The following is a 20,347-nucleotide window of genomic DNA, read 5'->3' on the forward strand; positions in this document are numbered from 1 at the left end:
GCGCGGCGCGGTTTCCCTGTAGGGGCAAGGCCCATGCCAGAGCGGGGCGGCGGCCATGAGCCGGATAAACTTGCGACGAAAGACCAGGAAAAATCGGCTAAAAAGCACAATCAGGCGAACAGCGACCGCCGGGATACGGACAACACCCGCGCCCCCGCCCGCCGCCAACCCGCCTGGCGCGGCGGGACGACTGCTGCCGGAGCAACACTTTGCGCGGCAAGTGTTGCCGGAGAAACAGTTGCCCGGCCAACAGCGGGTGCTTCCCGGCCGGTCGCCCCGGCAAACGCCCTAAGCTAATAATAAAAAGATATTTAATTCTTGGTTTTTATATCGCCTAGATTATCCGAACCGGCGACACGCCTCCGCCCGCTGCTGCCCCGGCAACAGCGGGCGAAGTGTTCCGCCCGCAACAGCGGTTCAACAGCACAGCACCGGATGCAACAGCGCCCTTCCGGCGATATTCGCCCAAGTGCCTGATTTCAAAGGACCCGTCCCATGGCACAGGGATTGCCATGCTCAGCGGTAGTCGAACCACAGCCTGAGGAACCGCGTGTGACCGCCATCCATCAACCCAAGGTACTGTCGCCCCTGCAGACCGCCCGCCAACTGGCCGCCGAATTCGCCGAGACCGCCGCCGAGCGCGACCAGCACGGCGGCACGCCGAAGGCCCAGCGCGACGCCCTGCGCCGCAGCGGCCTGCTGGCCCTGGCCATTCCCCGCCAGTACGGCGGCCTGGGCGCCAGTTGGTGCGAAACCCTGGAGATCGTCCGCGAATTCGCCCGGGTCGACAGCTCGATCGCCCATGTCTACGGCTTCCAGCACCTGATGCTGGCCACCGTGCGCCTGTTCTCCCGCCCGGACCAGTGGCAGCCCTGGTTCGAGCAGACCGCGCGCAACCAGTGGTTCTGGGGCAACGCCCTGAACCCCCTGGACACCCGCACCGTCGCCAGGAAGTTCGACGGCTGGCGCGAGTTCTCCGGGCGCAAGAGCTTCTGCTCCGGCTCGGCCGACTCGGAAATGCTGATCGCCTCGGCGCTCGACGAGAGCAACGGCGGCAAGCTCTTGATCGCCGCGCTGCCCAGCGGGCGCAGCGGCATCACCCTGCACGGCGACTGGGACAACATGGGCCAGCGGCAGACCGACAGCGGCAGCGTGACCTTCGAGCGGGTGCGCGTCGAGGAGAACGAACTGCTGCTCGAGCCCGGCCCGCTGAGCACGCCCTTCGCCTGCCTGCGCCCGCTGATCGCCCAGCTGACCTTCGCCAACCTGTTCCTCGGCATCGCCGAGGGCGCCTTCGCCGAGGCCCGCCACTACACGCTCAAGGAAACCCGCCCGTGGTTCAAGTCCGGCGCCGCCCACATCGGCGAGGACCCCTACACCCTGCACCACTTCGGCGAGTTCTGGGTCGGCCTCGAGGGCGTGCGGCTGCTCGTCGAGCGGGCCAATGCGCTGCTCGACGAGGCCTGGCGCAAGGAGGACGGCCTCGGCGCCGAGGAGCGCGGCCGGCTCGCCGTGGCCATCGCCACCGCCAAGGTCGCCGCCAGCCGCGTCGGCCTCGAGCTGACCGGACGGCTGTTCGAGGTCACCGGCGCCCGCGCCACCCATGCCGCCCTGCGCCTGGACCGCTACTGGCGAAACCTGCGCACCCAGACCCTGCACGACCCGGTGGACTACAAGCTCCACGAGCTGGGCGACTGGGCGCTGAACGGGGCGCTGCCGACTCCCACCTTCTACTCATAGCGATTGCCCATGCAATTACTCACCCTGCCCCCGTCCCCCGCGCTCGCTACCTCGGTCCGCGCCACCGCGCAGGTCTTCGCCGACCCCAAATCGCAGGCCCTGCTCGACCACCTGCAACAGATCGCGCCGAGCGAGGCCAGCGTGCTGATCATCGGCGAGACCGGCACCGGCAAGGAGCTGGTGGCCCGCCACGTGCACAACCTCAGCAAGCGCCGCGGCGGCCCCTTTGTCGCGGTGAACTGCGGCGCCTTCTCGGAAAACCTGGTGGAGGCCGAGCTGTTCGGCCACGAGAAAGGCGCCTTCACCGGCGCCCTGAGCGCCAAGGCCGGCTGGTTCGAGGAGGCCAACGGCGGCACCCTGTTCCTCGACGAGATCGGCGACCTGCCGCTGCCGATCCAGGTCAAGCTGCTGCGCGTGCTGCAGGAACGGGAGGTGGTGCGCCTCGGCTCGCGCAAGAGCATTCCCATCGACGTGCGGGTGCTCGCGGCGACCAACGTGCAGCTGGAAAAGGCGATCAACGCCGGCAACTTCCGCGAGGACCTCTACTACCGCCTCAACGTGGTCAGCCTCGAACTCAGCCCGCTGCGCGAGCGGCCCGGCGACGTGCTGCCGCTGGTCCGCCACTTCATCGGCGAGTACAGCCGGCGCCTGGGCTACAGCGAGATCGCCCTGGACCGCGCGGCCGAGGAGAAGCTGCTCGGCTACTCCTGGCCGGGCAACATCCGCGAGCTGGAAAACGTCATCCACCACACCCTGCTGGTCTGCCGCAACAACCGGATCGGCGCCGCCGACCTGCATCTCTCCAACCTGCGCCTCGACCGTCAGGAGGAGGCCGCTCCGCGCACCGACGAGTCGGCCGAGGCGCTGTTGCAACGGGCCTTCCACAAGCTCTTCGAGGAAGACTGCGGCGCCCTGCACGAACGGGTCGAGGCGGCCCTGCTGCGCACCGCCTACCGCTTCTGCCACTGCAACCAGGTGCATACCGCCAGCCTGCTCGGCCTCAGCCGCAACGTCACCCGCGCGCAGCTGATCCGCATCGGCGAGCTGGTGGTCAACAAGCGCCGCACCCCGCCGCCGGCGGGCGGCCGGCGGGTCGACCTGTCGATCTGACCGCCGCCCGGCCGGGCGGCGGTCGGACGCCTGCAATCGGCGCCGCCTATGCTGCACCAGGTAACCGATTGCACAGTCGTCGCCGCCCACCTGTGACTCGTCCCCGGCGGCGGGCTTCCGAGCGCAAACACCCCGACCAAGAGCATCCCGATGTCCGCGACGCCCCCGCAACCGCCCCGCCCGGACCGCGCGTCCGCCAGCCTGCGCCAGGCCCTGCTGTTCTGGCTGAAGCTCGGCTTCGTCAGTTTCGGCGGCCCGGCCGGACAGATCGCGATCCTCCACCAGGAGCTGGTCGAACGGCGCCGCTGGATCTCCGAACGCCGCTTCCTGCACGCCTTGAACTTCTGCATGCTGCTGCCCGGCCCCGAGGCGCAGCAGCTCGCCACCTACCTCGGCTGGCTGCTGCACGGCACCCGCGGCGGGGTGCTCGCCGGGCTGCTGTTCGTGCTGCCCTCGCTGTTCATCCTGATCGCCCTGTCCTGGGTCTACCTCGCCTTCGGCGACGTGCCGCTGGTCGCCGGGCTGTTCTACGGGATCAAGCCGGCGGTGACCGCCATCGTCGTCCACGCCGCCCACCGCATCGGCGCGCGCACCCTGCGCAACGCCTGGCTGTGGGCGATTGCCGCGGCGGCCTTCGTGGCGATCTTCGCCCTCGGCGTGCCCTTCCCGCTGATCGTGCTCGGCGCCGCGCTGCTCGGCTACCTCGGCGGGCGCCTGGCGCCGGAGCACTTCGACGGCGTCGGCGGCCATACGGCGGCGAAGCCCGGCTACGGCCCGGCGCTGATCGACGACCACACCCCGCCGCCTGCGCACGCCCGTTTCAGCCGTGCGCGGCTGGCGCGGCTGCTGCTGGTCGGCGCCCTGCTCTGGCTGCTGCCGATGGGCCTCTTGACCGTGCTGTTCGGCTGGCAGGGCACCCTGACCCAGATGGGCTGGTTCTTCACCAAGGCCGCGCTGCTCACCTTCGGCGGCGCCTACGCGGTGCTGCCCTACGTCTTCCAGGGCGCGGTCGGCCACTACGGCTGGCTGACCCCGACGCAGATGATCGACGGCCTGGCCCTCGGCGAAACCACGCCGGGACCGCTGATCATGGTGGTGGCCTTCGTCGGCTTCGTCGGCGGCTACGTCCACCCGCTGTTCGGCGCCGACCGGGCCTTCCTCGCCGGCGCGGTGGCCGCCGGCCTGGTCACCTGGTTCACCTTCCTGCCGTCGTTCCTCTTCGTCCTCGCCGGCGGCCCGCTGGTGGAATCCACCCACGACGACCTGAAATTCACCGCCCCGCTGACCGGCGTCACCGCCGCGGTGGTCGGGGTGATCCTCAACCTGGCGCTGTTCTTCGGCTACCACGTGCTCTGGCCCGAAGGCTTCGCCGGCCGCTTCGACTGGCCCTCGGCGCTGATCGCCCTGGCCGCGGCGGTTGCGCTGCTGCGCTTCAAGCGCGGAGTGATCGAGGTGCTGGCGGGGTGTGCGCTGGCGGGATTGCTGGTGCATCTGGGACTGCGCTGAGAGGCTGGAGAACGCCGGCGGAGACCGGACGCCACCGATGCGCAAGGCCGGGCCTGCCTGTGCCCGTGCGCACAGATAGGCCGTGGAAACATCTTTTACGGGAACCGTTCGGCGGCCTTCCGACAGGCCGCCGAGCCTTCCCGCCGGTCGACGGCCGCCATGAAGACCACCGCCTCGTGATCGAGGACCTGATCGAACTCAAGGCTATAGGTCATCCAGCGAAACCTTGACGCGCTGCGGGGCGGCCAGTCGCTCGCGCACGGTGGCGATCAAGGCTTCGTCCTCCTCGGTCAGCAGCACGGGGCGAAAGGGCAGTTGCCCCCGTTCGGCCACATACTGCAGGGTCTGGCGCATCAGCTCGGAGGGCGTCACGCCCAAGCGCTCCAACTCGCGATAGGCCCGCGCCTTGAGGTCATCGTCCACGCGGATATTGATCGAGGCCATGATGAAAGAAATTTGCCATTACATTGGCGCTCTGGAAGCCCTTCTGCAAGGGAGCAACGAGGCATCTCGCATCATGCCGATCAGGCGAATCGCCGGAGGGTTGGGCAATTGCGTTGATGGGCAGGATTCGGCCAGTTGCTGCCGGTCGCTGATGTCCCCTTTCGGGCGGTATAGTCCTCAGTTACGATCTTCAGCCTATTCAGTATTAGCGTCCACCAGGAGGGTCCATGACGACCTTGAGCATCGCCAACCGAGACATGCTTTATTCGCTATCGTGGTACATGTCCGCAAGACAGAGTGCGCTGCGAGCCGCACTCTCGTTCCGCACGCAACTCTCCGCCAATGATCAGGCGGACATGAGAGTTCACTACTCTGGCTACTTTTTGAATCTTCTGGCTGCGACCGAACTCTTCCGCGAAACAACTACGCTGCAGCCGAACGACTTTGAAGCGCAGTTGTATTCACGCCTCGTGTTTGATGAATTCCAAGACGGAGAAGCGAACTACTCCTACATCCGTGAGCTGCGCAATGCAGTTGTTCACCGCGGGCTGGACATCACCTCTGCTGCGCACATCGACGGCGATTTCCCGATGATCCTTGCGGAACCCAAAGTTCAAAACCAGAAGAGGACAAAGACCTTCGTCGCCTTTGACAAATACTTGCTGCATATCATCGCAAAATGTGAATCGGTGGTTGGCTCGGTGATGCTTGATTGCTTGAGTGCCGCAGGCATCTTTGAAGCCACCATCGATACAGAAGCTGCCGCTGCCGAGCACAGTGAGGCTATTGAACAGTCACAAGCCATGCCAGAAGACGACGTCAAGGCGATGGCCCTGGCAACGGAATTCAAGCCTGAATGGGCTGTGGCCGTCCACAGCTCTGCAATGACGAAGCTGCGAGGAGCGTTGGCACCGTGCAGCACAACTAAACCATCCGAGCCTTAGAACCGTCGAACGCTCAAGAGTGCGGGGGTGGAGTACGGAGTGCTCTCGACTGCGGCTTATGCAGGATGTCAGTTTTCGGGCAACGAGATTCGTGGTCCATCTGTCGCAGATGGGTCGAACTGAGCCGGATACCACCGGCACAGAGCGACCCCTTGCGGTCGTTCGCTGTGTGAGGGAAATGCCACTTGCGAGCGGTCATTCGGCTTGGGGCGAAGTTACCGAATAATGCGATTAGTTGGACTGATCACCCCTTGGCCTCCGCGGCTCAGATGTTCCGATCAAGCTATGGTAGTGAAGTTGGCGTCGGGTTAATCTTAGATATTAACTATAGGGGATCGCAAATGAACGAACCCGCAGCAATCTGGGCTCTCCGAAAAATAGTATTCGACAAGGAAATCGGTTCGACTCAGAACGTTATATTGAGTCAAGCATCCGAGGCACTGAGCGCGGTTATGAGCAGAATAGCCACACTTCGTAAACTTGTTGCATCCAGCCCAATCCAGAGCACCTACACTGCACCAGAAATACCATCAGTTCTTAGTGATTTGTGCTATCAAGCCGGTATTGCATCAACAATTTTGTTTAACGACGCAAAGCGTGGGCGAAAGGAAAGTGCACTGGCATATGAACTACGCCAAAAAAGGTTGAAGTATATTAACTACTGGTGTAACACTCAAAACCTAAAAACTCCCACCTTGCGAGATCGAAGCGTTCGCAATGCGCTCACTCATATGGATGAGTATCTTGCTGACGCGCTAACGAAAGAAAATAGTGTTGGATGGTTCATCGATATCGCCATCGAATCGAGGGGCCAGTTCGCCGCGCCCCAAGGCATTAAAAAAGTCGGATTCTGCCGTTCGTATGTTCGCGCCGAAGATAAGATTCTTCATCTTGACCGAGAGATTTCTCTTTCTGCATTGGAGGAAGAGTGTGTTGCATTGCTGGCTGTTGTGTTCGGCGTTACTCCACGTGCGACCTAACCCTTCGTTGCAGTGGACCGCCTTCGGCGGCCACTGAACTCAACTATTAAGTGTCCGCTCCTGGCCGCTTGTTGCCCGACGTGACCGGCCGCTTTGCGTCGAAAGCAGGCACTGCCTATAAAAGACAGATCTCCGCAGGTTTTCAGATGGCCTAGCAAAAGCCCAAACAGCCTATCTGTTCAATCGACAAATGATCGGACTCGCCTCGCCGCTCACCACGGCCATGCGCGAAAAACCCGAACCGGCAAGGCCGACTCGGGGCTAGGACGGGCCGGTTTCTTCGTAAGCTCTCAAGGCGACCAATCCACACCATGGTCCTCGAGATAGGCATCCACGGCGGCGCCGACGGTGGGCTGGAAAATGTTCGGGCCGAGCGTTTCCACCAGTTCGAATTGCCTGAGCTTGTCCTTGACCGGGTCCTTCATTTCGGCGAAATGGAGTTCGATGCCGCGTTCATGCAGCTTCCCGCGCAGTTCGCCGAGCATGTCGGCAGAGGTGACATCCACGCTGGTCACCGGCTCGGCCGCCACCACCACCCGGCGTACCGGCGTGGGCGATTCCTCGATGGCTTGCAGGATGCGCTGCTGGAACAGCTCGGCGTTGGCGAAGAACAGCGGGGCATCCCAGCGGAACAGCACCAGCCCGGGCACGCGCCGGGCATCCGGATAGCGTTGCACGTCGTGGTAGCCGCGCACCCCGTTGGCGCGGCCGAGGACGGCATAGTGCGGGCGCCAGCCATCCCAGAGGAATTCGATGATCGAGATCGCCACCGCCAGGGCGATGCCGGGGATGGCGCCATATACCGCGACGCCGACGAAGCAGGTGAACGAGAGCCAGAACTCCCATTGCTGCATGCGGAAGATCCGCTTCAGATCGGTGATCTCGAACAGGCCGATGGCTGCCGCGATGACGACGGCGGCCAGCGCACTGTTGGGCAGGTAGCGCAACAGATTGGGAGCCGCCAACAGCAGCGCGGCGACCGCCAGCGCACCGATCACGCCCGTCAGCTGGGTCTTCGAGCCTGCCGCTTCGGCCACCGGGGTGCGCGAGGAACTGCTGCTGATCGGAATGCCCTGGAAGAAACCGGCGGCCAGGTTGGCGATGCCCAGTCCGACCATTTCCTGATTCGGATCCACCTTGCTGCGGGTGATGGCGGCGTAGGTGCGTGACAGCACGCTGGTGTCGGTGAAGGACACCAGGGCGATTGCGAAACCGCCGAGCAACACCTCGGTCCAGTCGACGTCGCTGAGCCAGGGTACGGTGAACGCCGGCAAGCCCTGGGGGAGTTCGCCCAGGACCTTCACTCCAACCTCGTGCAGGTCGAAGAAACTGACCGCCAGCGTCGCCAGGATCACCGCGACGAGGATGCCGGGCAGGCGCTTGAACGGCTTGAGCAGCAGGATCAGCGCCAGGCAGCCAGCGCCGACCGCAAAGCTGTACCAGTTGGCCTCGCCGGCGAGGATCGCCTGCCCGAGCTGCAGGACATCCTGCAGCGGTCCGCGACCGTCGATGCTGATGCCGAACAGCTTTGGCAGCTGGCTGATGAGCACGGCCAGGGCGATACCGTTCATGTAGCCATAGCGGATCGGCTTGGACAGGAGTTCGGTAACGAAACCCAGGCGCAGCAGGCCGGCGAGGATGCACACCAGGCCGGACACCACCGCCATCATCCCGGCCAGCGTGATCGCCTTGGCTGGATCGCCTCCGGCGGTCACCAGGATCACCGCAAGAATCGGCGCCGCCAGCGCCGAGTCCGGCCCGAGCACGAGGATCCGGCTGGGGCCGAACAGCGCGTAGGCCAGCAGCGGTACGATGGTCGCGTACAGGCCGTAGATGCCCGGCACGCCGGAGGCCTCGGCATAGGCGATCCCGACCGGCACCAGCATGGCGGTCAGCACCAGGCCGGCGGCAATGTCGTTCGGCAGCCAGGCGAGACGGTACTGCCTGAGCACCTGCAATCCCGGCAGCCAGCGCAACCACCCCTCTGCGGAGGTGGCGAACGGGGCACTGTCGGGCGGCGGGTCGTCGGATCGCATGGATGAGTTCCCCTCGTTCGGAGCGACACCTCGGCTCAGTGGGGCGGACCTTCGGCAATGAGGGCGAATGCCATCCCCAGGATCAGGTACACGGCGAGCAGCTGGACGCCCTTGAACCAGTCGGAGCGACCGTCGCCGGCTATCTGCCCGGTAATGAGGATGGACAACACCACCACCAGCACCAGCCCCGGCGGAAAGTCCAGATCCATGGCTGCCGGACCGACGAACAGGCTGGTCAGCGCCAGCACAGGGGCAACGAACAGGGCAACCTGAACGCTGGAGCCGATGGCGATTCCCAGGGACAGGTCCATTCGATTCTTCATCGCCATGGTGATCGCCGTGGCGTGCTCGGCGGCGTTGCCGAGAATGGCGACGACGAAGATGCCGACGAAGACATTGCTCAGTCCAAGCTGCTGGGTGCTGGGCTCGATGGCCGCCACCAGGATCTCGCTGGCCCAGGCAATCAGGACGGAGGCCGCTCCCAGTACCAGGAGTGCCTTTCCCATCGGCCAGGCGGTCTGCTTCGGCGTGCCGTCGTCTCCGTTCTCGCTGACGAACTCCCTTGTGTGGGTAATCAGCGAGTACACGAGGAACAAGACATAGACGATCAGCAATGCAACGGAAATCGATACGCTCAGATAGTGCGCCCCCTGAGGAATCTTGGCGACGGCGGAGGCCTCGTAGGCCGCCGGCACGACCAGGGCAATCGCGGCAAGACTCAGCAGGGTGGCTTGAGAGCGGGCTCCGGTGGCATTGAAGTGCTGCTCGGGATAACGCATGCCCCCGCAGAGCATGGCCCCGCCGAGGACCAGGAGAATGTTGCCGAGTATCGAGCCGGCGATGGATGCCTTGACCACGTCATGCAGTCCCGCCTGCAGCGCGACGATGCCGATGATCAGCTCGGTGGCATTGCCGAAGGTGGCATTGAGCAACCCGCCGACGCCCTCGCCGAAGTGCTCGGCCAGATGCTCGGTGGCACGCCCCAGCCAGCCGGCCAGCGGCAGGATGGCCAGTGCTGCGCTGGCGAAGAGCAGCAGGTAGCGATCCGGGGCGAGGTACTCCAGAGCGAGAGTGACCGGGACGAAAATCAGAAGCCAGTTCAGCATGCGGGGCCGCTCCCTAGTGGCGCACGGAAACTCGTTTTCCCCTGCAATGGATTTGCAGGCAGCGGGGAAAGTGTAGTGTCTCGGTCCACCGGTAGCCGGGGCGAAAAGGCCTTGAATCGACGCCTGCAAATCGCGAATGAATCGTCCCGGGTTTCGTGGACACATTCGAGTGTCTGGTTTTGGCGGCCATGCGCGAAAACCCGAACCCGCAAGGCCGGATCAGGGGTCGGCTTCTCCTTGAGGCCGCCATCCGTCCATGACAAGCTGCCGCACCGCTCGCCCCCGCTCCGCATTCTGGCGACGTTCTTCGCGGCGGCGTCGTGCCCCGCTCCCCCGGCTCACTGCCGCCTTCTTCGTAGAGATGCCCCATGAAACGTTTCGTCCTGCTCGACACGGCGCCCATCCCGGAAAACGGCGGGGCGTTGTGCCTGTACGAATATGGCGAGGATTTCGTCATCAAGATCCAGGGCGGCAGCGGCAATCAGCTGATGAATACCCGCATGCACGGATCGGAGGACGCCCTTGGCCAGATTCCCTGCCGCAAAGTCGCGTCGCGCCCGCAGGCGCGCGTGCTGGTCGGGGGGCTGGGGATGGGCTTCACCCTGGCCGCGGCGCTCAAGGCGCTGGGTGCCGATGCCGAAGTGCAGGTGGCGGAGCTGGTGCCCGGCGTGATCGAGTGGAACCGCGGTCCTCTGGGCGAGAAGGCCGGCCATCCGTTGAACGACCCGCGCACCACCCTACTCAACGAGGACGTCGCGGCGGTCCTCGCACGCGAACCAGGGGGGTATGACGCGATCATGCTGGACGTCGACAACGGGCCCGAGGGGCTGACGCAGCAAGCGAACGGCTGGCTCTACGCGCTGGACGGCCTGAATGCCTGCGCACAGGCCCTGCGGCCACAGGGCGTGCTGGCCGTCTGGTCGGCCAGCGCCGACCGGGCCTTTTCCGGACGGCTTGCCAAGGCCGGCTTTCGGGCGGAAGAGGTTCGGGTCTTCGCCCACGGCAACAAGGGCACCCGGCACACCATCTGGATTGCGGAGCTGACCCCCGGCGGCCGGTCCCGAGCTGCCGGCAACGGTCGATAGCCGCCCTTCGACGGTTGTTGCCAGGCCGTGCAATTCCTGCGAAAACACCGCCCCCCAGGGCAGCCATCCGCCGGCTGCCCGCTGAGCGAGAACGAGCGATGAGCAGCGAATTGCAGGTTGTGGACATCCAGTTGGGCGACGGCAAGGAAGTGGTCAAGGGCGCCCTGATCACCACCCAGTACAACGGCTTTCTGGAGGACGGCACCCGGTTCGACTCTTCCTACGACAAGGGCAAGCCGTTCCAGTGCGTGATCGGCACCGGACGGGTGATCAAGGGCTGGGACCAGGGGCTGATGGGCATGAAGGTCGGCGGCAAGCGCAAGCTGTTCGTGCCGGCGCATCTCGCCTATGGCGAGCGGCAGGTCGGCGCGCACATCACGCCGCACTCGAACCTGATCTTCGAGATCGAGCTGCTGGAAGTGCTGACCCGGGACGACTGATCCGCCCGTGGACGCCGGCCGCCGGCCCCGCTCAGAGGCCCGCCGCCCGCCCCGCCCCGAAAATCCGGTAGCAGCCCTTGCCCGCGCGCTTGGCCTCGTACATGGCGAGGTCGGCCTCGCGGATCAGGCCGTTGGCGTCGCTGTGCTCGCCGGCGAAGGCCACGCCGACGCTCGCGGAGACGGAAACCGCCGGCTGCCCGGCGCCCAGTTCGATGGGCCAGCTCAGTCGATCGAGCAGTCGCTGCAGAATCCCGTCCAGCGCCGGCGCGTCGTTCGCTCCCGACAGCACCACCACGAACTCGTCCCCGCCGAGCCGGGCGACGGTGTCGGAGGGGCGCAGTACGGCGAGCATGCGCTGTGCGACGTCCTTCAGGAGCAGATCCCCGGCCTGATGGCCGAAGCGGTCGTTGACCGCCTTGAAGCCGTCCAGGTCGAGCACGCAGACGGCCAGCCGGCCACCCTGGCGGCGTTGCAGGCCGAGGGCCATGTGGATGCGGTCGAAGAGCAGCAGGCGGTTGGGCAGTCCCGTCAGCGCATCGTAGTAGGCCAGGGCGTCAAGCTCCCTCTGCCGGCACAGCAGCTCGTCGTTGAGCCGCTCCAGGGCGATGGCGCCGCGATGGGAGCGCTCGAGGAAGAGCAGCAGGACGAGGGTCAGCGCCAGCAGCGCGAGCATCGGCAGCAACGGCTGGATGCTGGCGGACAGGCCGCCGAAGCCCTGCGGGGCGACGAATTCGATCAGCCATTGCCGTCCGGGGACCGCCAGCGGGTAGCGCACCACGCGCTCTCCGGGCTCCTGCGGGACGGCGCCGCGCGGATGGATGGCGACCGGCTGCCCGTCCTGCAGGTCGTAGAGGCGCACCTCCATCGCCAGGCGCTCGAACGACAGCGCCTTGAGCAGCACACTGGGCCGCAGCATCAGGATCAGGTAGCCCTCCAGGGCCTGCTGGCGCTGCTCGTCGGTCGCCAGCGGCAGGCCCTTGCGGTACACCGGCTGGTAGATGGCGACCGCCAGCGGCCCGTCCGGCTCCTGCAGCAGCGGAAAGACCGGGGTGGTCCGCTGCACGCCCAGCCGGGCCGAGTCGCGCGCCACCTCCCGGTTGTAGGGACGCGCCAGGGTGTCGAGCCCGAGCACCCGGCGATGGGCCTCGAAGGGCTCGGTATACCAGATCGGCAGATATTCCTCGCGGGCGGGCGCCGGCACCGGGAGCCGGGCATCGGCGCTCACGTCGAAGATGCCGAGGCGCCGCTCCTGGAAGGGCAGCAGATCGCACTCGAACGCGCCGCGCTCGTCGTGCGGAACCCGCAGCGCCCAGTGCACGGCGAGGACTTCCGGATAGCTCGGCAGCATCTCGCGGGCGAAGCGGGCGAACTCCTCGCGCTCGACCGTCTCGGTCGCCATGAAGAGGCCGCGAAAGGCCAGCAGGAGCTGGGCCGAATGGTCGAGCAGATCCTGGGCGTTGCGGAACTGGACGTGCGCCAGGCGCTGGAACTCCCTGGCCTGCACGCGCCGCTCCAGTGCCGCGCTGTACAGGTAGGCGACGACCGAGATCAGCACCCCGCCGCCGCCCACCACCAGCAGTCGGGCCCAATACCTGCGCCTCGCGCGCCAATCCATTCCCACCATCCGTGCCTCCGTGCGAAACCGCTGTCATGGAGGCTGCGAATTATAGGGGCGGCCACGTCTTTTCACCCTTGGCCCATCGCAGGGGCGCCGCCGCGGGCGGGCGCCCCTCAGGTGTAGTTGGCCGGATCGGGCGCCTCGTCCTTGAGCGCCCAGCGGCCGAGCATGTTCAGCTTGTAGTCGATCGGGTCGTGCAGGGTGTGGGTGCGCACGTTGCGCCAGTAGCGGTCGAAGCCCAGCGCGGCGCGGGTGCCGCGGGCGCCGGCCACCTCGAACAGCTCCTGGCTGGCGAACAGCCCGGCGCGGTGGGCGAGCACCTTGGCCTCGGCCACCGCGACCGCCACCCGGGCGCGCTCCGCGGCGCTCAGCGCCGGTCCGCGGGAAAAGGCCCGGTCGATCAGCTCCGCGGCGCGCTCGGCGAGGGCGCGGGCGGCGGCGATCTGCACATGCATCTCGCCGAAACGGTTCTGGGTGAAGGGATCGTCCACCGCCAGCGCGGCCGGCGAAACCAGCCAGGGCCGCGCCTGGGTATGGGCATAGTCGCGGGCCTCGGCGAACGCACCCTCGGCGATGCCCAGGTAAAGGTTGGTCAGCACCAGTTGGCCGAAGCAGTTGCGCAGGGTGTGAAAGGCGCTCGGCGTGGCGTCCGCCGCGCGCAGCACGTCGCGCGCCGCCAGCGGCACTTGCGCGAAGCGGATCGAGTTGCTGTCGGTCTGGCGCTGGCCGATGGGGTCCCAGTCGTCGAGCACCTGCACGCCGGGATGTTCGGTCGAGACCACCCCGAGCAGCGGCTGGGCGTGTTCGCCGAGCACCGCCGAGAGGGTCATGAAGTGCGCGCCGACGGTGCCCGAGCAGAAGGACTTGGTGCCGTCGAGCAGGAAGCCTTCGGCCGCGGGCTCGGCGACCAGGCGGCGGTCCAGCGGGTTCATGCCGTTGCCCCACCAGCACCGGTGCTCGGCGGTGTGGCCGAGCAGGCGCGCCTGCTGCTCCTCGCTGCCGTAGATCAGCACGGTGGCGACCTGCAGCTGGTGGAAGGCCAGCACGTGGGCCAGCGAGCTGTCGACGGCGGCCAGCTGGCGGACCAGCGCGAAGATTTCCTGCCAGCTGCGTTCCTGGCCGCCCAGGGCGCGGGGAATCGCCAGCAGCAGCAGGCCGGCGTCGCGCAGCAGCGCTTTCTCTTCGGCGGCATGGCCGCCCCGGGCGTCGCGCTCGGCGGCGTTGGCCTTGATGCGTTCGAACAGGGGGTGCAGATCGTGGGACATGGTCGGTAATCGATGGTGTGGGAAATTCAGTGGCAGATCAGCCCTTGCTCGAGCTTCAGCACGTCGAAGGCCAGCTCGCCGGTGCGCTGCGCCAGCGCGGCGTCCAGCGCACCGCGGCGCCGCCAGTCGCCCAGGGCCGCGGCGAGCCAGGCCTGCGCCTGCGGCTCGGCGGCCGCCAGGCGCACATGGCCGGCGAGCGGCGCCCGCAGCTCGACCGGCAGCCGGCGGTAGAAGCGCCAGTCGGGCTGCTCCAGCAGCCAGTCGACCAGGCTGCGCGCCTCGGCCAGCGCCTGGCACTCCCCGGCCAGAAAGGCGGCGACGGCGTGGACCGCCGAGGGATACTCATGCGGCCGGACACCGTAGCGCTCCACCAGCGGCCGGCGGTACGGGCTGCCCTCGGCCAGGCACACCGGACGTCCGCGCAGGCTCTCGCCCTCGCCGAGGGCCAGTCCGCGCAGGGCGATCAGCGCGCCCCGTCCCTGGGCGACAGAGGCCGGGATCGGGGCGCCGACGGCGGGCTCCGCGGCCGTGGCGGCGCCGGCGACCAGCAGATCGATCCGCCCTTCGCGCAGCGCGGCCTCGCGCAGGCCGGGGGCCAGACCGAGGGTCTCCACCGGCAACCCGAGGTAGTCGCCGAGGGCCTGCGCCAGCGCCGCATCGACGGGGTCCGGCTCGGCCACCGCGGGCATGCCGGGCAGCGCCGGGCGCGGGTAGGCGCGCACTCCGACGATCAACTTGCCGCGCGCCCGGGCCTGTTCCAGCCGGGGGCCGGGCGGCAGCTCGTCGGGCGGGACGGCGCGCCAGCCCTGCCCGCGCCCCGCCAGGCCGGCGCCGGCGAGCAGCGCCGCCAGCAGCAGGAGCGCCACACCCAGCCAGCCGCCCGGACGCCGAACCGGCAACGCCTCGCGCAGCGGGCGAAGCTCGCCCAGCCAGGCCGGCACCAGCAGGTCAGGCATGGTGGCGCAGCCCCCGGCGCCAGCGGGTCAGTCGCCGCTCGATCAGGGCGAGGACGAAGTTGAGCAGCAGCCCGACCAGCGCCAGCAGGAGGATGCCGGCGTACATGCTGGGCACCTGGAAGACTTCCTGGGAGTTGAGGGTGAGGAAGCCCAGCCCGGAATGCGCGCCGATCATCTCGGCGGCCACCAGGGCGGTGACGCAGTAGGCGCCGGCCAGGCGGATGCCGGTGAAGATCGACGGCGCGGCCGCCGGCAGCACCACCTTGGCGAACAGGAACGCCCGCGAGGCGCCCATCGAGCGGGCCGAGTCGATCAGCAGCTTGTCCACCTGCTTCACCCCGCTGATGGTGCTGAGCAGGATCGGCCAGAACGAGGCCCAGAAGATGATCGCCACCTTGGACAGCTCGCCGATCCCGAAGAACAGGATGAACACCGGGAACAGCGCCAGCGCCGAGGTCTGCCGGAACAGCTGCAACAGCGGATCGACCAGCGCCTCGAGGCGGGCGAACCAGCCCATCAGCAGGCCCAGGCTCACCCCGCCGGCGATCGCTAGCAGCAGGCCGGCCAGCGAGCGGTAGAGGCTGGCCTCGAGGTGCTTGAACAGCAGACCGGACGAGGCCAGCTCCCAGATCGCCTGCAGGACCGCGGTGGGCGGGCTGAGATAGGCCGCGCTGACCAGGCCGCTGCGCGGCAGCAGCTCCCAGAGCAGGACGAAGGCCAGGATGCCCAGGCTGCGCTCGAGCAGCCCGGAAAGATTCGGCAAAAGACGCATGACGATTTTCTACCCCTTGATCTCGGCGGCTTGCGCACTCGCCGGCCAGTCGGCCGCACGTATCGAGGTCGGCGCCGGCACCGGCGCCGAGGCGAAGCGCACCTCGTCCTTGAGCACCTCCCAGGCGCGCTGGCGCAGGTGCACGAACTCCTCGGAGTTGCGCAGCTCGGCGGGCCGCGGGCGCGGCAACGGCACCTCGAGGATCTCCTTGACCCGCCCCGGACGGTGGGTCATCACCGCGATGCGGTCGGAAAGGAAGATCGCCTCGTCGAGGCTGTGGGTGATGAACACGATGGTCTTCTTGCGGGCGTCCCAGATGCGCAGCAGCTCGGCCTGGAGGATCTCGCGGGTCTGCGCGTCGAGGGCGGCAAACGGCTCGTCCATCAGCAGCACCTCGGGCTCGTAGACCAGCGCCCGGGCGATGGCCACGCGCTGCTTCATGCCGCCGGAAATCTCGTGGGGGTAGCGCGCGCCGAAGCCGCCCAGGCCCACCAGTTCGAGGTACTCGCGGGCCCGCTCGCGACGCTCGGCCTTGCCGACCCCGCGGATTTCCAGGCCCACCTCGATGTTCTCCAGCACGGTGCGCCAGGGAAACAGCGCATAGCCCTGGAACACCACGCCCTGCCGGGCGTTGATGCCCTCCAGGGGCTGTCCGTCGACCAGCAGGCTGCCGCCGCTCTTCTCCGCCAGCCCGGCGAGGATGCTCAGAAAGGTCGACTTGCCGCAGCCGGACGGGCCGAGCACCGAAAGGAACTCGCCGGCGCGCACCTCCAGGTCGAAGTGTTCCAGGGCGACGACCCGCTCGGCGCGGCCGCTCTCGTTCTGCGCGGTGAACTCCATGCGCAGGTCGCGCGCGACTATGCTGCTGCTCACGCGGGCATCCTCAGGCCAGCAAAGGGGTTGAATTCGTTGGTGTAGACGTCCTTCACCTTGATCTTGCCGTGCGGAATCTTGCCCTCGTTCTCGAGGATATCGATGTAGTACTGGATCGGCGGCTCGCTGATCACCAGGTTCTCGACGTAGGCATAGCGCTCGACGTTCTTCAGGTCCATGCCGATGCGCTGGGCGGTGATCCTGCGCGCCTCCTCCGGGTTGGCGTTGACCCAGTTGGCCGCCCGGGCGATGGCCTTGACCACGTCGCGGGTCGCCTCGGGATGCTCGCGGATGAACCTGCCGTGCGCGCTGTAGGGCGCCATGCCGCCCAGGCCGCGGTCGAGGTCGTAGTCGCTCCACAGTCGCAGCAGCGCCGGATTGTGCTCGGCGCCGCCGGAGTGCGGCGGATGGATGATCGCCAGGTCGATGTTGCCGGTCGCCAGGGTCTGCTCGCTCTGGTTGTCCGGCACCACCAGCCAGTTGATCCTGTTCACGTCGACGCCGTGCTGGCGCAGGTAGGTCTTGGTGACGAACTCGGCGCAGGCGCCGAAGCTGTTGAAGCCGATGGTCTTGCCTTCGAGATCCTTGGGCGTGCGGATCGCCGAGTCCTTGCGCACGAAGTACTTCATGTGCGGCGCCTCTTCCAGGGTCTTGCCGCCGGCGGACACCACCTTGAGATCCAGGCCGCTGGCAATCGCCGAGATCACCAGCGGCACCATGCGCATGCCGAAATCGATCTCGCCGGTGCCGACCAGCGGAATGATCTGCGGCGCGGCGATCTTGCCGACATATTTGGGCCGTGCGCGGGTGCCCTCGAAATAGCCCAGCGACTCGGCCAGGTAGATCAGGTCGAACGCCGGATTGTCGGGATACTTGAACTCCACCACCGGATCGCCGGCGCTCTTCACCACGGCCGGCGCGGCGGCCGACTTGGCGGCCCCTTCTTCCTCTTTTTTCCAGCAGCCGGGCAGCAGGAGGCTGGCGGCGCCCGCCGAACCGAGCAGGGCGAGGGTCTTGAGGGCCGATCGACGGCTGGCATTCACAGGCATGGCGATTTTCCTGGCTCCTGACGGCGGGCGATCTGCCCGACTGTGCTGGAACCTGCTCAGCAAGAGCTGCGCCACAAGTCGAAAACAAATATATCTATTTGATTAAAAAGGATTTTTTAAATCTTTCTCGAGAGCCGACGAGCACTCCCCGAACGGCCGGCTGCGCGAATCGCCACAGCCGGCCGCACCGACTGCGGGAAATCGCGCAGCGCCGGGGAGCGAACGGCGGTAGGAAGCTCTCGGCAGGGACGCGGAGCAGCGGCGGGGCGCGGCGGGACAGTGCGGGAAGCGTTCGGAGCGCACGGCATCCCGAGCGGGAGGCCGACAGACGGGCAGCGGGTCGGGGCGACCCGAAGGGCGGGCCGGTTCGGCGCGGCAGCGGCCGGAGATTCCGGCGGCCTGCGCGCCGGGTCAGATGACCGGCTCCACCTCGTGGCCGCAGGACAGGCAGTGGCTCAGCCATTCGCCGAGGAACAGGTTGAGCTGGCTCTTCTCGTCCGGCTGGTGCATCGCCGCGTTGGGGTAGATATAGCGGCTGCGCAGGCGCCGGGCCTGTTCCGCACAGACCACCTCGGCCATCCGCGCATCGTGGTAGACCCGCACCTCCATCCGCGGCGCCGGCAGCCAGGGCAGGCTGTGCTCCTGGCAGACCTTGAGGGTGGTGGTGTAGGGACAGTCCTCGAGCACCTCCAGCGCCAGCACGCCGAGCAGCCGCTCGCCCTGGCTCACCCCCACCCGCCTGGCCGCGGCGGGCATGCCGCGCATGTCCGGCAGCAGGCGCATCAGCCGCGCATAATTGGCTTCGCAGGTCGCCTGCAGGTCGACCAGATCGACCCGGTAGCGCTCGCGCATCAGACTCACGCCCACAATCCACGTACCTCGACACGGTTCAGCGCCAGCCACTGCAGGGCAATGATGCTGGCGGCATTGTTGATCTTGCCGTCCCTGACCGCCTGCAGCGCCGCCTCGAAAGGCAGCACGTGCACCCGGATGTCTTCGCCCTCCTCGGCCAGGCCGTGAACGCCGCCGGCCCCCTGGCTGTCGCAACGGCCGACGTAGAGGTGGACCTTCTCGTCGCTGCCGCCGGGCGACGGGTAATAGACGGTCACCGGCCACAGCGCCTCGAGCGTCAGCCCCGCCTCCTCGAAGGCCTCGCGGTGGGCGACCTCCTCGGGCTCTTCGTCCTTGTCGATCAGCCCGGCGACCATCTCGAGCATCCAGGGATTGTCCGACTTGTCCATCGCCCCGACGCGGAACTGCTCGTTCAGCACCACGCAGTCGCGCTGCGGATCGTAGGGCAGCACGCAGACCGCGTCGTGGCGCACGAACAGCTCGCGGCTGAGCACCGGCCCCATCTCGCCGGAGAACTGGCGATGGCGCAGGTGCACGCGTTCGAGTCGGTAGAAGCCGCTGAAACAGGGCTCGCGCCGCACGATTTCCACGGCATCCGCATCCGGCTTGAAGAATTCGCTCATCCTGCACGCTCGTCTAGTGAAGTGAAGTCGGTTGCCATCCTAACCCGCCGTTTCGGCCGGCGCAGCCCCTTTGCAGGTGGCCGAGGAACTGCGACTCTAGCCAGTCCGCCGGCGACCGCTCCGGTCCCCCCGCGGCCTCCCCCTCAACGACCCCGAAAGCCCCGATGAACGCCGCCTCCGCCATGAAACCACTCGCCCTCGCCGCGCTCGGCCTGCTCCTCGGCGCCTGCCAGAGCCTCTCGCCCTCGAGCCCGCCGGCCGTCTACCAACGTACCGCCTGGGAGCATTTGCAATCCGGATGCCAGGGGCGCGAGTGCCCGCTGGTGAACATCGACACCCTGAATTTTTCCGACGAACCCGCGCTGAACCGGCTGATCGATCGCGGCCTGCTGGAGCTGACCCGCGAGGCCGACGGCATGCCGCTGCCGGCATCGCTGGAGAGTTACGAACGGGACTTCCTGACCGGCGCCAAACCCGGCTGGAGCAGCTACCTGCAGGCCAAGGTGCGCGAGCAGAACGACGGGCGCATCCTCGTCGAGCTGTCGAGCTACCGCTTCACCGGCGGTGCCCACGGCGTGCCGGGACGGACCTTCATCGACTTCGACCGCCGCCGGCAGAAGGCCCTGGAACTGCGCGACCTGCTGCTGCCGGGTCAGGAGGAGGCCTTCTGGGCGAAGGCCAGGCAGGCCCACCAGCGCTGGCTGGTCGGCCAGGGCGTGGGCGACGACGCGGAGTTCATCGCCACCTGGCCGTTCCAGCAGACCCGCCACATCGGCCTGGCGCGGGCCGGCGTGCTGCTGATGTACGACGTCTACCGCATCGCCCCCTACACCAGCGGCCACCCGCTGCTGATGGTGCCCTACCCGCAGCTCAACGGCATCCTCAGGCCGGAATTCTTCCCGCGCAGCAAGTAGGCGCCAGCTTGCTGGCGATGCTTTTCGCGGCGGC

At 67.2% G+C, this 20,347-nt stretch carries 19 protein-coding genes; 8 read left to right on the forward strand and 11 right to left on the reverse strand.

Annotated features, from left to right (window positions below):
• The first annotated feature begins 552 nt into the window (after nucleotides 1-552).
• The 3 genes from BMY22_RS06075 to chrA all read left to right on the forward strand — a co-directional run bounded on the left by BMY22_RS06075 (nucleotide 553) and on the right by chrA (nucleotide 4,356).
• Nucleotides 553-1,740 carry an acyl-CoA dehydrogenase family protein gene (locus tag BMY22_RS06075; RefSeq protein ID WP_090620361.1) on the forward strand — a complete coding sequence of 396 codons (1,188 nt, stop codon included), beginning with the start codon at nucleotides 553-555 and terminating at the stop codon, nucleotides 1,738-1,740.
• Nucleotides 1,741-1,749: 9 nt separating this feature from the next.
• On the forward strand, nucleotides 1,750-2,850 hold the full coding sequence (locus BMY22_RS06080) for a sigma-54 interaction domain-containing protein (RefSeq protein WP_090620363.1): 1,101 nt from the start codon (nucleotides 1,750-1,752) through the stop codon (nucleotides 2,848-2,850).
• A gap of 150 nt (nucleotides 2,851-3,000) precedes the next feature.
• Complete coding sequence (gene chrA, locus BMY22_RS06085) at nucleotides 3,001-4,356, forward strand: chromate efflux transporter (RefSeq protein WP_090620365.1); 1,356 nt, start codon at nucleotides 3,001-3,003, stop codon at nucleotides 4,354-4,356.
• A gap of 204 nt (nucleotides 4,357-4,560) precedes the next feature.
• On the opposite strand, the gene BMY22_RS06090 is transcribed toward chrA, so the two are convergent.
• The gene (locus BMY22_RS06090) at nucleotides 4,561-4,800 is read right to left on the reverse strand and encodes a type II toxin-antitoxin system RelB/DinJ family antitoxin (RefSeq protein ID WP_090620366.1); all 240 of its coding nucleotides are present in this window, start codon (nucleotides 4,798-4,800) and stop codon (nucleotides 4,561-4,563) included.
• A 227-nt stretch (nucleotides 4,801-5,027) separates the two neighbouring features.
• Between BMY22_RS06090 and BMY22_RS06095 the strand changes: the two genes are divergently transcribed.
• A complete protein-coding gene (locus tag BMY22_RS06095) occupies nucleotides 5,028-5,744 on the forward strand; it encodes a hypothetical protein (RefSeq protein ID WP_090620368.1) in 717 nt (238 codons plus the stop codon).
• A gap of 341 nt (nucleotides 5,745-6,085) precedes the next feature.
• Complete coding sequence (locus BMY22_RS23675; protein ID WP_143068462.1) at nucleotides 6,086-6,724, forward strand: hypothetical protein; 639 nt, start codon at nucleotides 6,086-6,088, stop codon at nucleotides 6,722-6,724.
• Nucleotides 6,725-7,014: 290 nt separating this feature from the next.
• Here BMY22_RS23675 and BMY22_RS06100 read toward each other — a convergent pair whose 3' ends face one another.
• The gene (locus tag BMY22_RS06100; RefSeq protein WP_090620370.1) at nucleotides 7,015-8,760 is read right to left on the reverse strand and encodes a SulP family inorganic anion transporter; all 1,746 of its coding nucleotides are present in this window, start codon (nucleotides 8,758-8,760) and stop codon (nucleotides 7,015-7,017) included.
• Between the two features lie 35 nt (nucleotides 8,761-8,795).
• A complete protein-coding gene (cax, locus tag BMY22_RS06105; RefSeq protein ID WP_090620371.1) occupies nucleotides 8,796-9,866 on the reverse strand; it encodes a calcium/proton exchanger in 1,071 nt (356 codons plus the stop codon).
• Nucleotides 9,867-10,234: 368 nt separating this feature from the next.
• On the opposite strand from cax, the gene BMY22_RS06110 reads away from it, so the two are divergent.
• Both BMY22_RS06110 and BMY22_RS06115 read left to right on the forward strand, forming a co-directional pair.
• Nucleotides 10,235-10,951 (forward strand): spermine/spermidine synthase domain-containing protein, encoded by a 717-nt coding sequence (locus BMY22_RS06110; RefSeq protein WP_090620373.1) that lies wholly within the window; start codon nucleotides 10,235-10,237, stop codon nucleotides 10,949-10,951.
• A gap of 98 nt (nucleotides 10,952-11,049) precedes the next feature.
• Nucleotides 11,050-11,391: an FKBP-type peptidyl-prolyl cis-trans isomerase gene (locus BMY22_RS06115; RefSeq protein WP_090620375.1), complete on the forward strand. Its 342-nt coding sequence runs from the start codon at nucleotides 11,050-11,052 to the stop codon at nucleotides 11,389-11,391.
• Between the two features lie 31 nt (nucleotides 11,392-11,422).
• Here BMY22_RS06115 and BMY22_RS06120 read toward each other — a convergent pair whose 3' ends face one another.
• The 8 genes from BMY22_RS06120 to BMY22_RS06155 all read right to left on the reverse strand — a co-directional run bounded on the left by BMY22_RS06120 (nucleotide 11,423) and on the right by BMY22_RS06155 (nucleotide 19,399).
• Nucleotides 11,423-13,006, reverse strand: a complete 1,584-nt coding sequence (locus BMY22_RS06120; RefSeq protein WP_244158805.1) for a diguanylate cyclase domain-containing protein — start codon at nucleotides 13,004-13,006, stop codon at nucleotides 11,423-11,425.
• A gap of 116 nt (nucleotides 13,007-13,122) precedes the next feature.
• Entirely contained in the window at nucleotides 13,123-14,274 is a 1,152-nt protein-coding gene (locus tag BMY22_RS06125) for an acyl-CoA dehydrogenase family protein (protein WP_090620377.1), read from the reverse strand.
• A 26-nt stretch (nucleotides 14,275-14,300) separates the two neighbouring features.
• Entirely contained in the window at nucleotides 14,301-15,230 is a 930-nt protein-coding gene (locus tag BMY22_RS06130; protein WP_090620379.1) for a type 2 periplasmic-binding domain-containing protein, read from the reverse strand.
• Nucleotides 15,223-16,002: an ABC transporter permease gene (locus tag BMY22_RS06135; RefSeq protein WP_090620381.1), complete on the reverse strand. Its 780-nt coding sequence runs from the start codon at nucleotides 16,000-16,002 to the stop codon at nucleotides 15,223-15,225. The genes BMY22_RS06130 and BMY22_RS06135 overlap by 8 nt, the downstream gene beginning before the upstream one ends.
• A gap of 9 nt (nucleotides 16,003-16,011) precedes the next feature.
• Entirely contained in the window at nucleotides 16,012-16,875 is an 864-nt protein-coding gene (locus BMY22_RS06140) for an ABC transporter ATP-binding protein (protein ID WP_244158806.1), read from the reverse strand.
• Nucleotides 16,872-17,924, reverse strand: coding sequence for an ABC transporter substrate-binding protein (locus BMY22_RS06145; protein WP_090620382.1), 1,053 nt, complete (start codon nucleotides 17,922-17,924; stop codon nucleotides 16,872-16,874). Before BMY22_RS06145 ends, BMY22_RS06140 begins: the two co-directional genes overlap by 4 nt.
• Before the next feature lie 411 nt (nucleotides 17,925-18,335).
• Nucleotides 18,336-18,791 carry a DUF1249 domain-containing protein gene (locus tag BMY22_RS06150; RefSeq protein ID WP_090620386.1) on the reverse strand — a complete coding sequence of 152 codons (456 nt, stop codon included), beginning with the start codon at nucleotides 18,789-18,791 and terminating at the stop codon, nucleotides 18,336-18,338.
• Nucleotides 18,782-19,399 carry an NUDIX domain-containing protein gene (locus BMY22_RS06155; protein WP_090620388.1) on the reverse strand — a complete coding sequence of 206 codons (618 nt, stop codon included), beginning with the start codon at nucleotides 19,397-19,399 and terminating at the stop codon, nucleotides 18,782-18,784. Before BMY22_RS06155 ends, BMY22_RS06150 begins: the two co-directional genes overlap by 10 nt.
• Before the next feature lie 182 nt (nucleotides 19,400-19,581).
• On the opposite strand from BMY22_RS06155, the gene BMY22_RS06160 reads away from it, so the two are divergent.
• Entirely contained in the window at nucleotides 19,582-20,313 is a 732-nt protein-coding gene (locus BMY22_RS06160; protein WP_090620488.1) for a DUF3298 and DUF4163 domain-containing protein, read from the forward strand.
• The last annotated feature ends 34 nt before the right edge of the window (nucleotides 20,314-20,347 follow it).

It is taken from the genome of Azotobacter beijerinckii (assembly GCF_900110885.1).
Lineage (GTDB): Bacteria > Pseudomonadota > Gammaproteobacteria > Pseudomonadales > Pseudomonadaceae > Azotobacter > Azotobacter beijerinckii.

Excerpts from the sequence above, each read along its gene's own strand:
- BMY22_RS06080 (WP_090620363.1), top strand. The coding sequence starts at position 1,750 with ATGCAATTACTCACCCTGCCCCCGTCCCCCGCGCTCGCTACCTCGGTC.
- chrA (WP_090620365.1), top strand. The coding sequence starts at position 3,001 with ATGTCCGCGACGCCCCCGCAACCGCCCCGCCCGGACCGCGCGTCCGCC.
- BMY22_RS06090 (WP_090620366.1), bottom strand. The coding sequence starts at position 4,800 with ATGGCCTCGATCAATATCCGCGTGGACGATGACCTCAAGGCGCGGGCC.
- BMY22_RS06095 (WP_090620368.1), top strand. The coding sequence starts at position 5,028 with ATGACGACCTTGAGCATCGCCAACCGAGACATGCTTTATTCGCTATCG.
- BMY22_RS23675 (WP_143068462.1), top strand. The coding sequence starts at position 6,086 with ATGAACGAACCCGCAGCAATCTGGGCTCTCCGAAAAATAGTATTCGAC.
- BMY22_RS06100 (WP_090620370.1), bottom strand. The coding sequence starts at position 8,760 with ATGCGATCCGACGACCCGCCGCCCGACAGTGCCCCGTTCGCCACCTCC.
- cax (WP_090620371.1), bottom strand. The coding sequence starts at position 9,866 with ATGCTGAACTGGCTTCTGATTTTCGTCCCGGTCACTCTCGCTCTGGAG.
- BMY22_RS06110 (WP_090620373.1), top strand. The coding sequence starts at position 10,235 with ATGAAACGTTTCGTCCTGCTCGACACGGCGCCCATCCCGGAAAACGGC.
- BMY22_RS06115 (WP_090620375.1), top strand. The coding sequence starts at position 11,050 with ATGAGCAGCGAATTGCAGGTTGTGGACATCCAGTTGGGCGACGGCAAG.
- BMY22_RS06120 (WP_244158805.1), bottom strand. The coding sequence starts at position 13,006 with ATGGATTGGCGCGCGAGGCGCAGGTATTGGGCCCGACTGCTGGTGGTG.
- BMY22_RS06125 (WP_090620377.1), bottom strand. The coding sequence starts at position 14,274 with ATGTCCCACGATCTGCACCCCCTGTTCGAACGCATCAAGGCCAACGCC.
- BMY22_RS06130 (WP_090620379.1), bottom strand. The coding sequence starts at position 15,230 with ATGCCTGACCTGCTGGTGCCGGCCTGGCTGGGCGAGCTTCGCCCGCTG.
- BMY22_RS06135 (WP_090620381.1), bottom strand. The coding sequence starts at position 16,002 with ATGCGTCTTTTGCCGAATCTTTCCGGGCTGCTCGAGCGCAGCCTGGGC.
- BMY22_RS06145 (WP_090620382.1), bottom strand. The coding sequence starts at position 17,924 with ATGCCTGTGAATGCCAGCCGTCGATCGGCCCTCAAGACCCTCGCCCTG.
- BMY22_RS06155 (WP_090620388.1), bottom strand. The coding sequence starts at position 19,399 with ATGAGCGAATTCTTCAAGCCGGATGCGGATGCCGTGGAAATCGTGCGG.
- BMY22_RS06160 (WP_090620488.1), top strand. The coding sequence starts at position 19,582 with ATGAAACCACTCGCCCTCGCCGCGCTCGGCCTGCTCCTCGGCGCCTGC.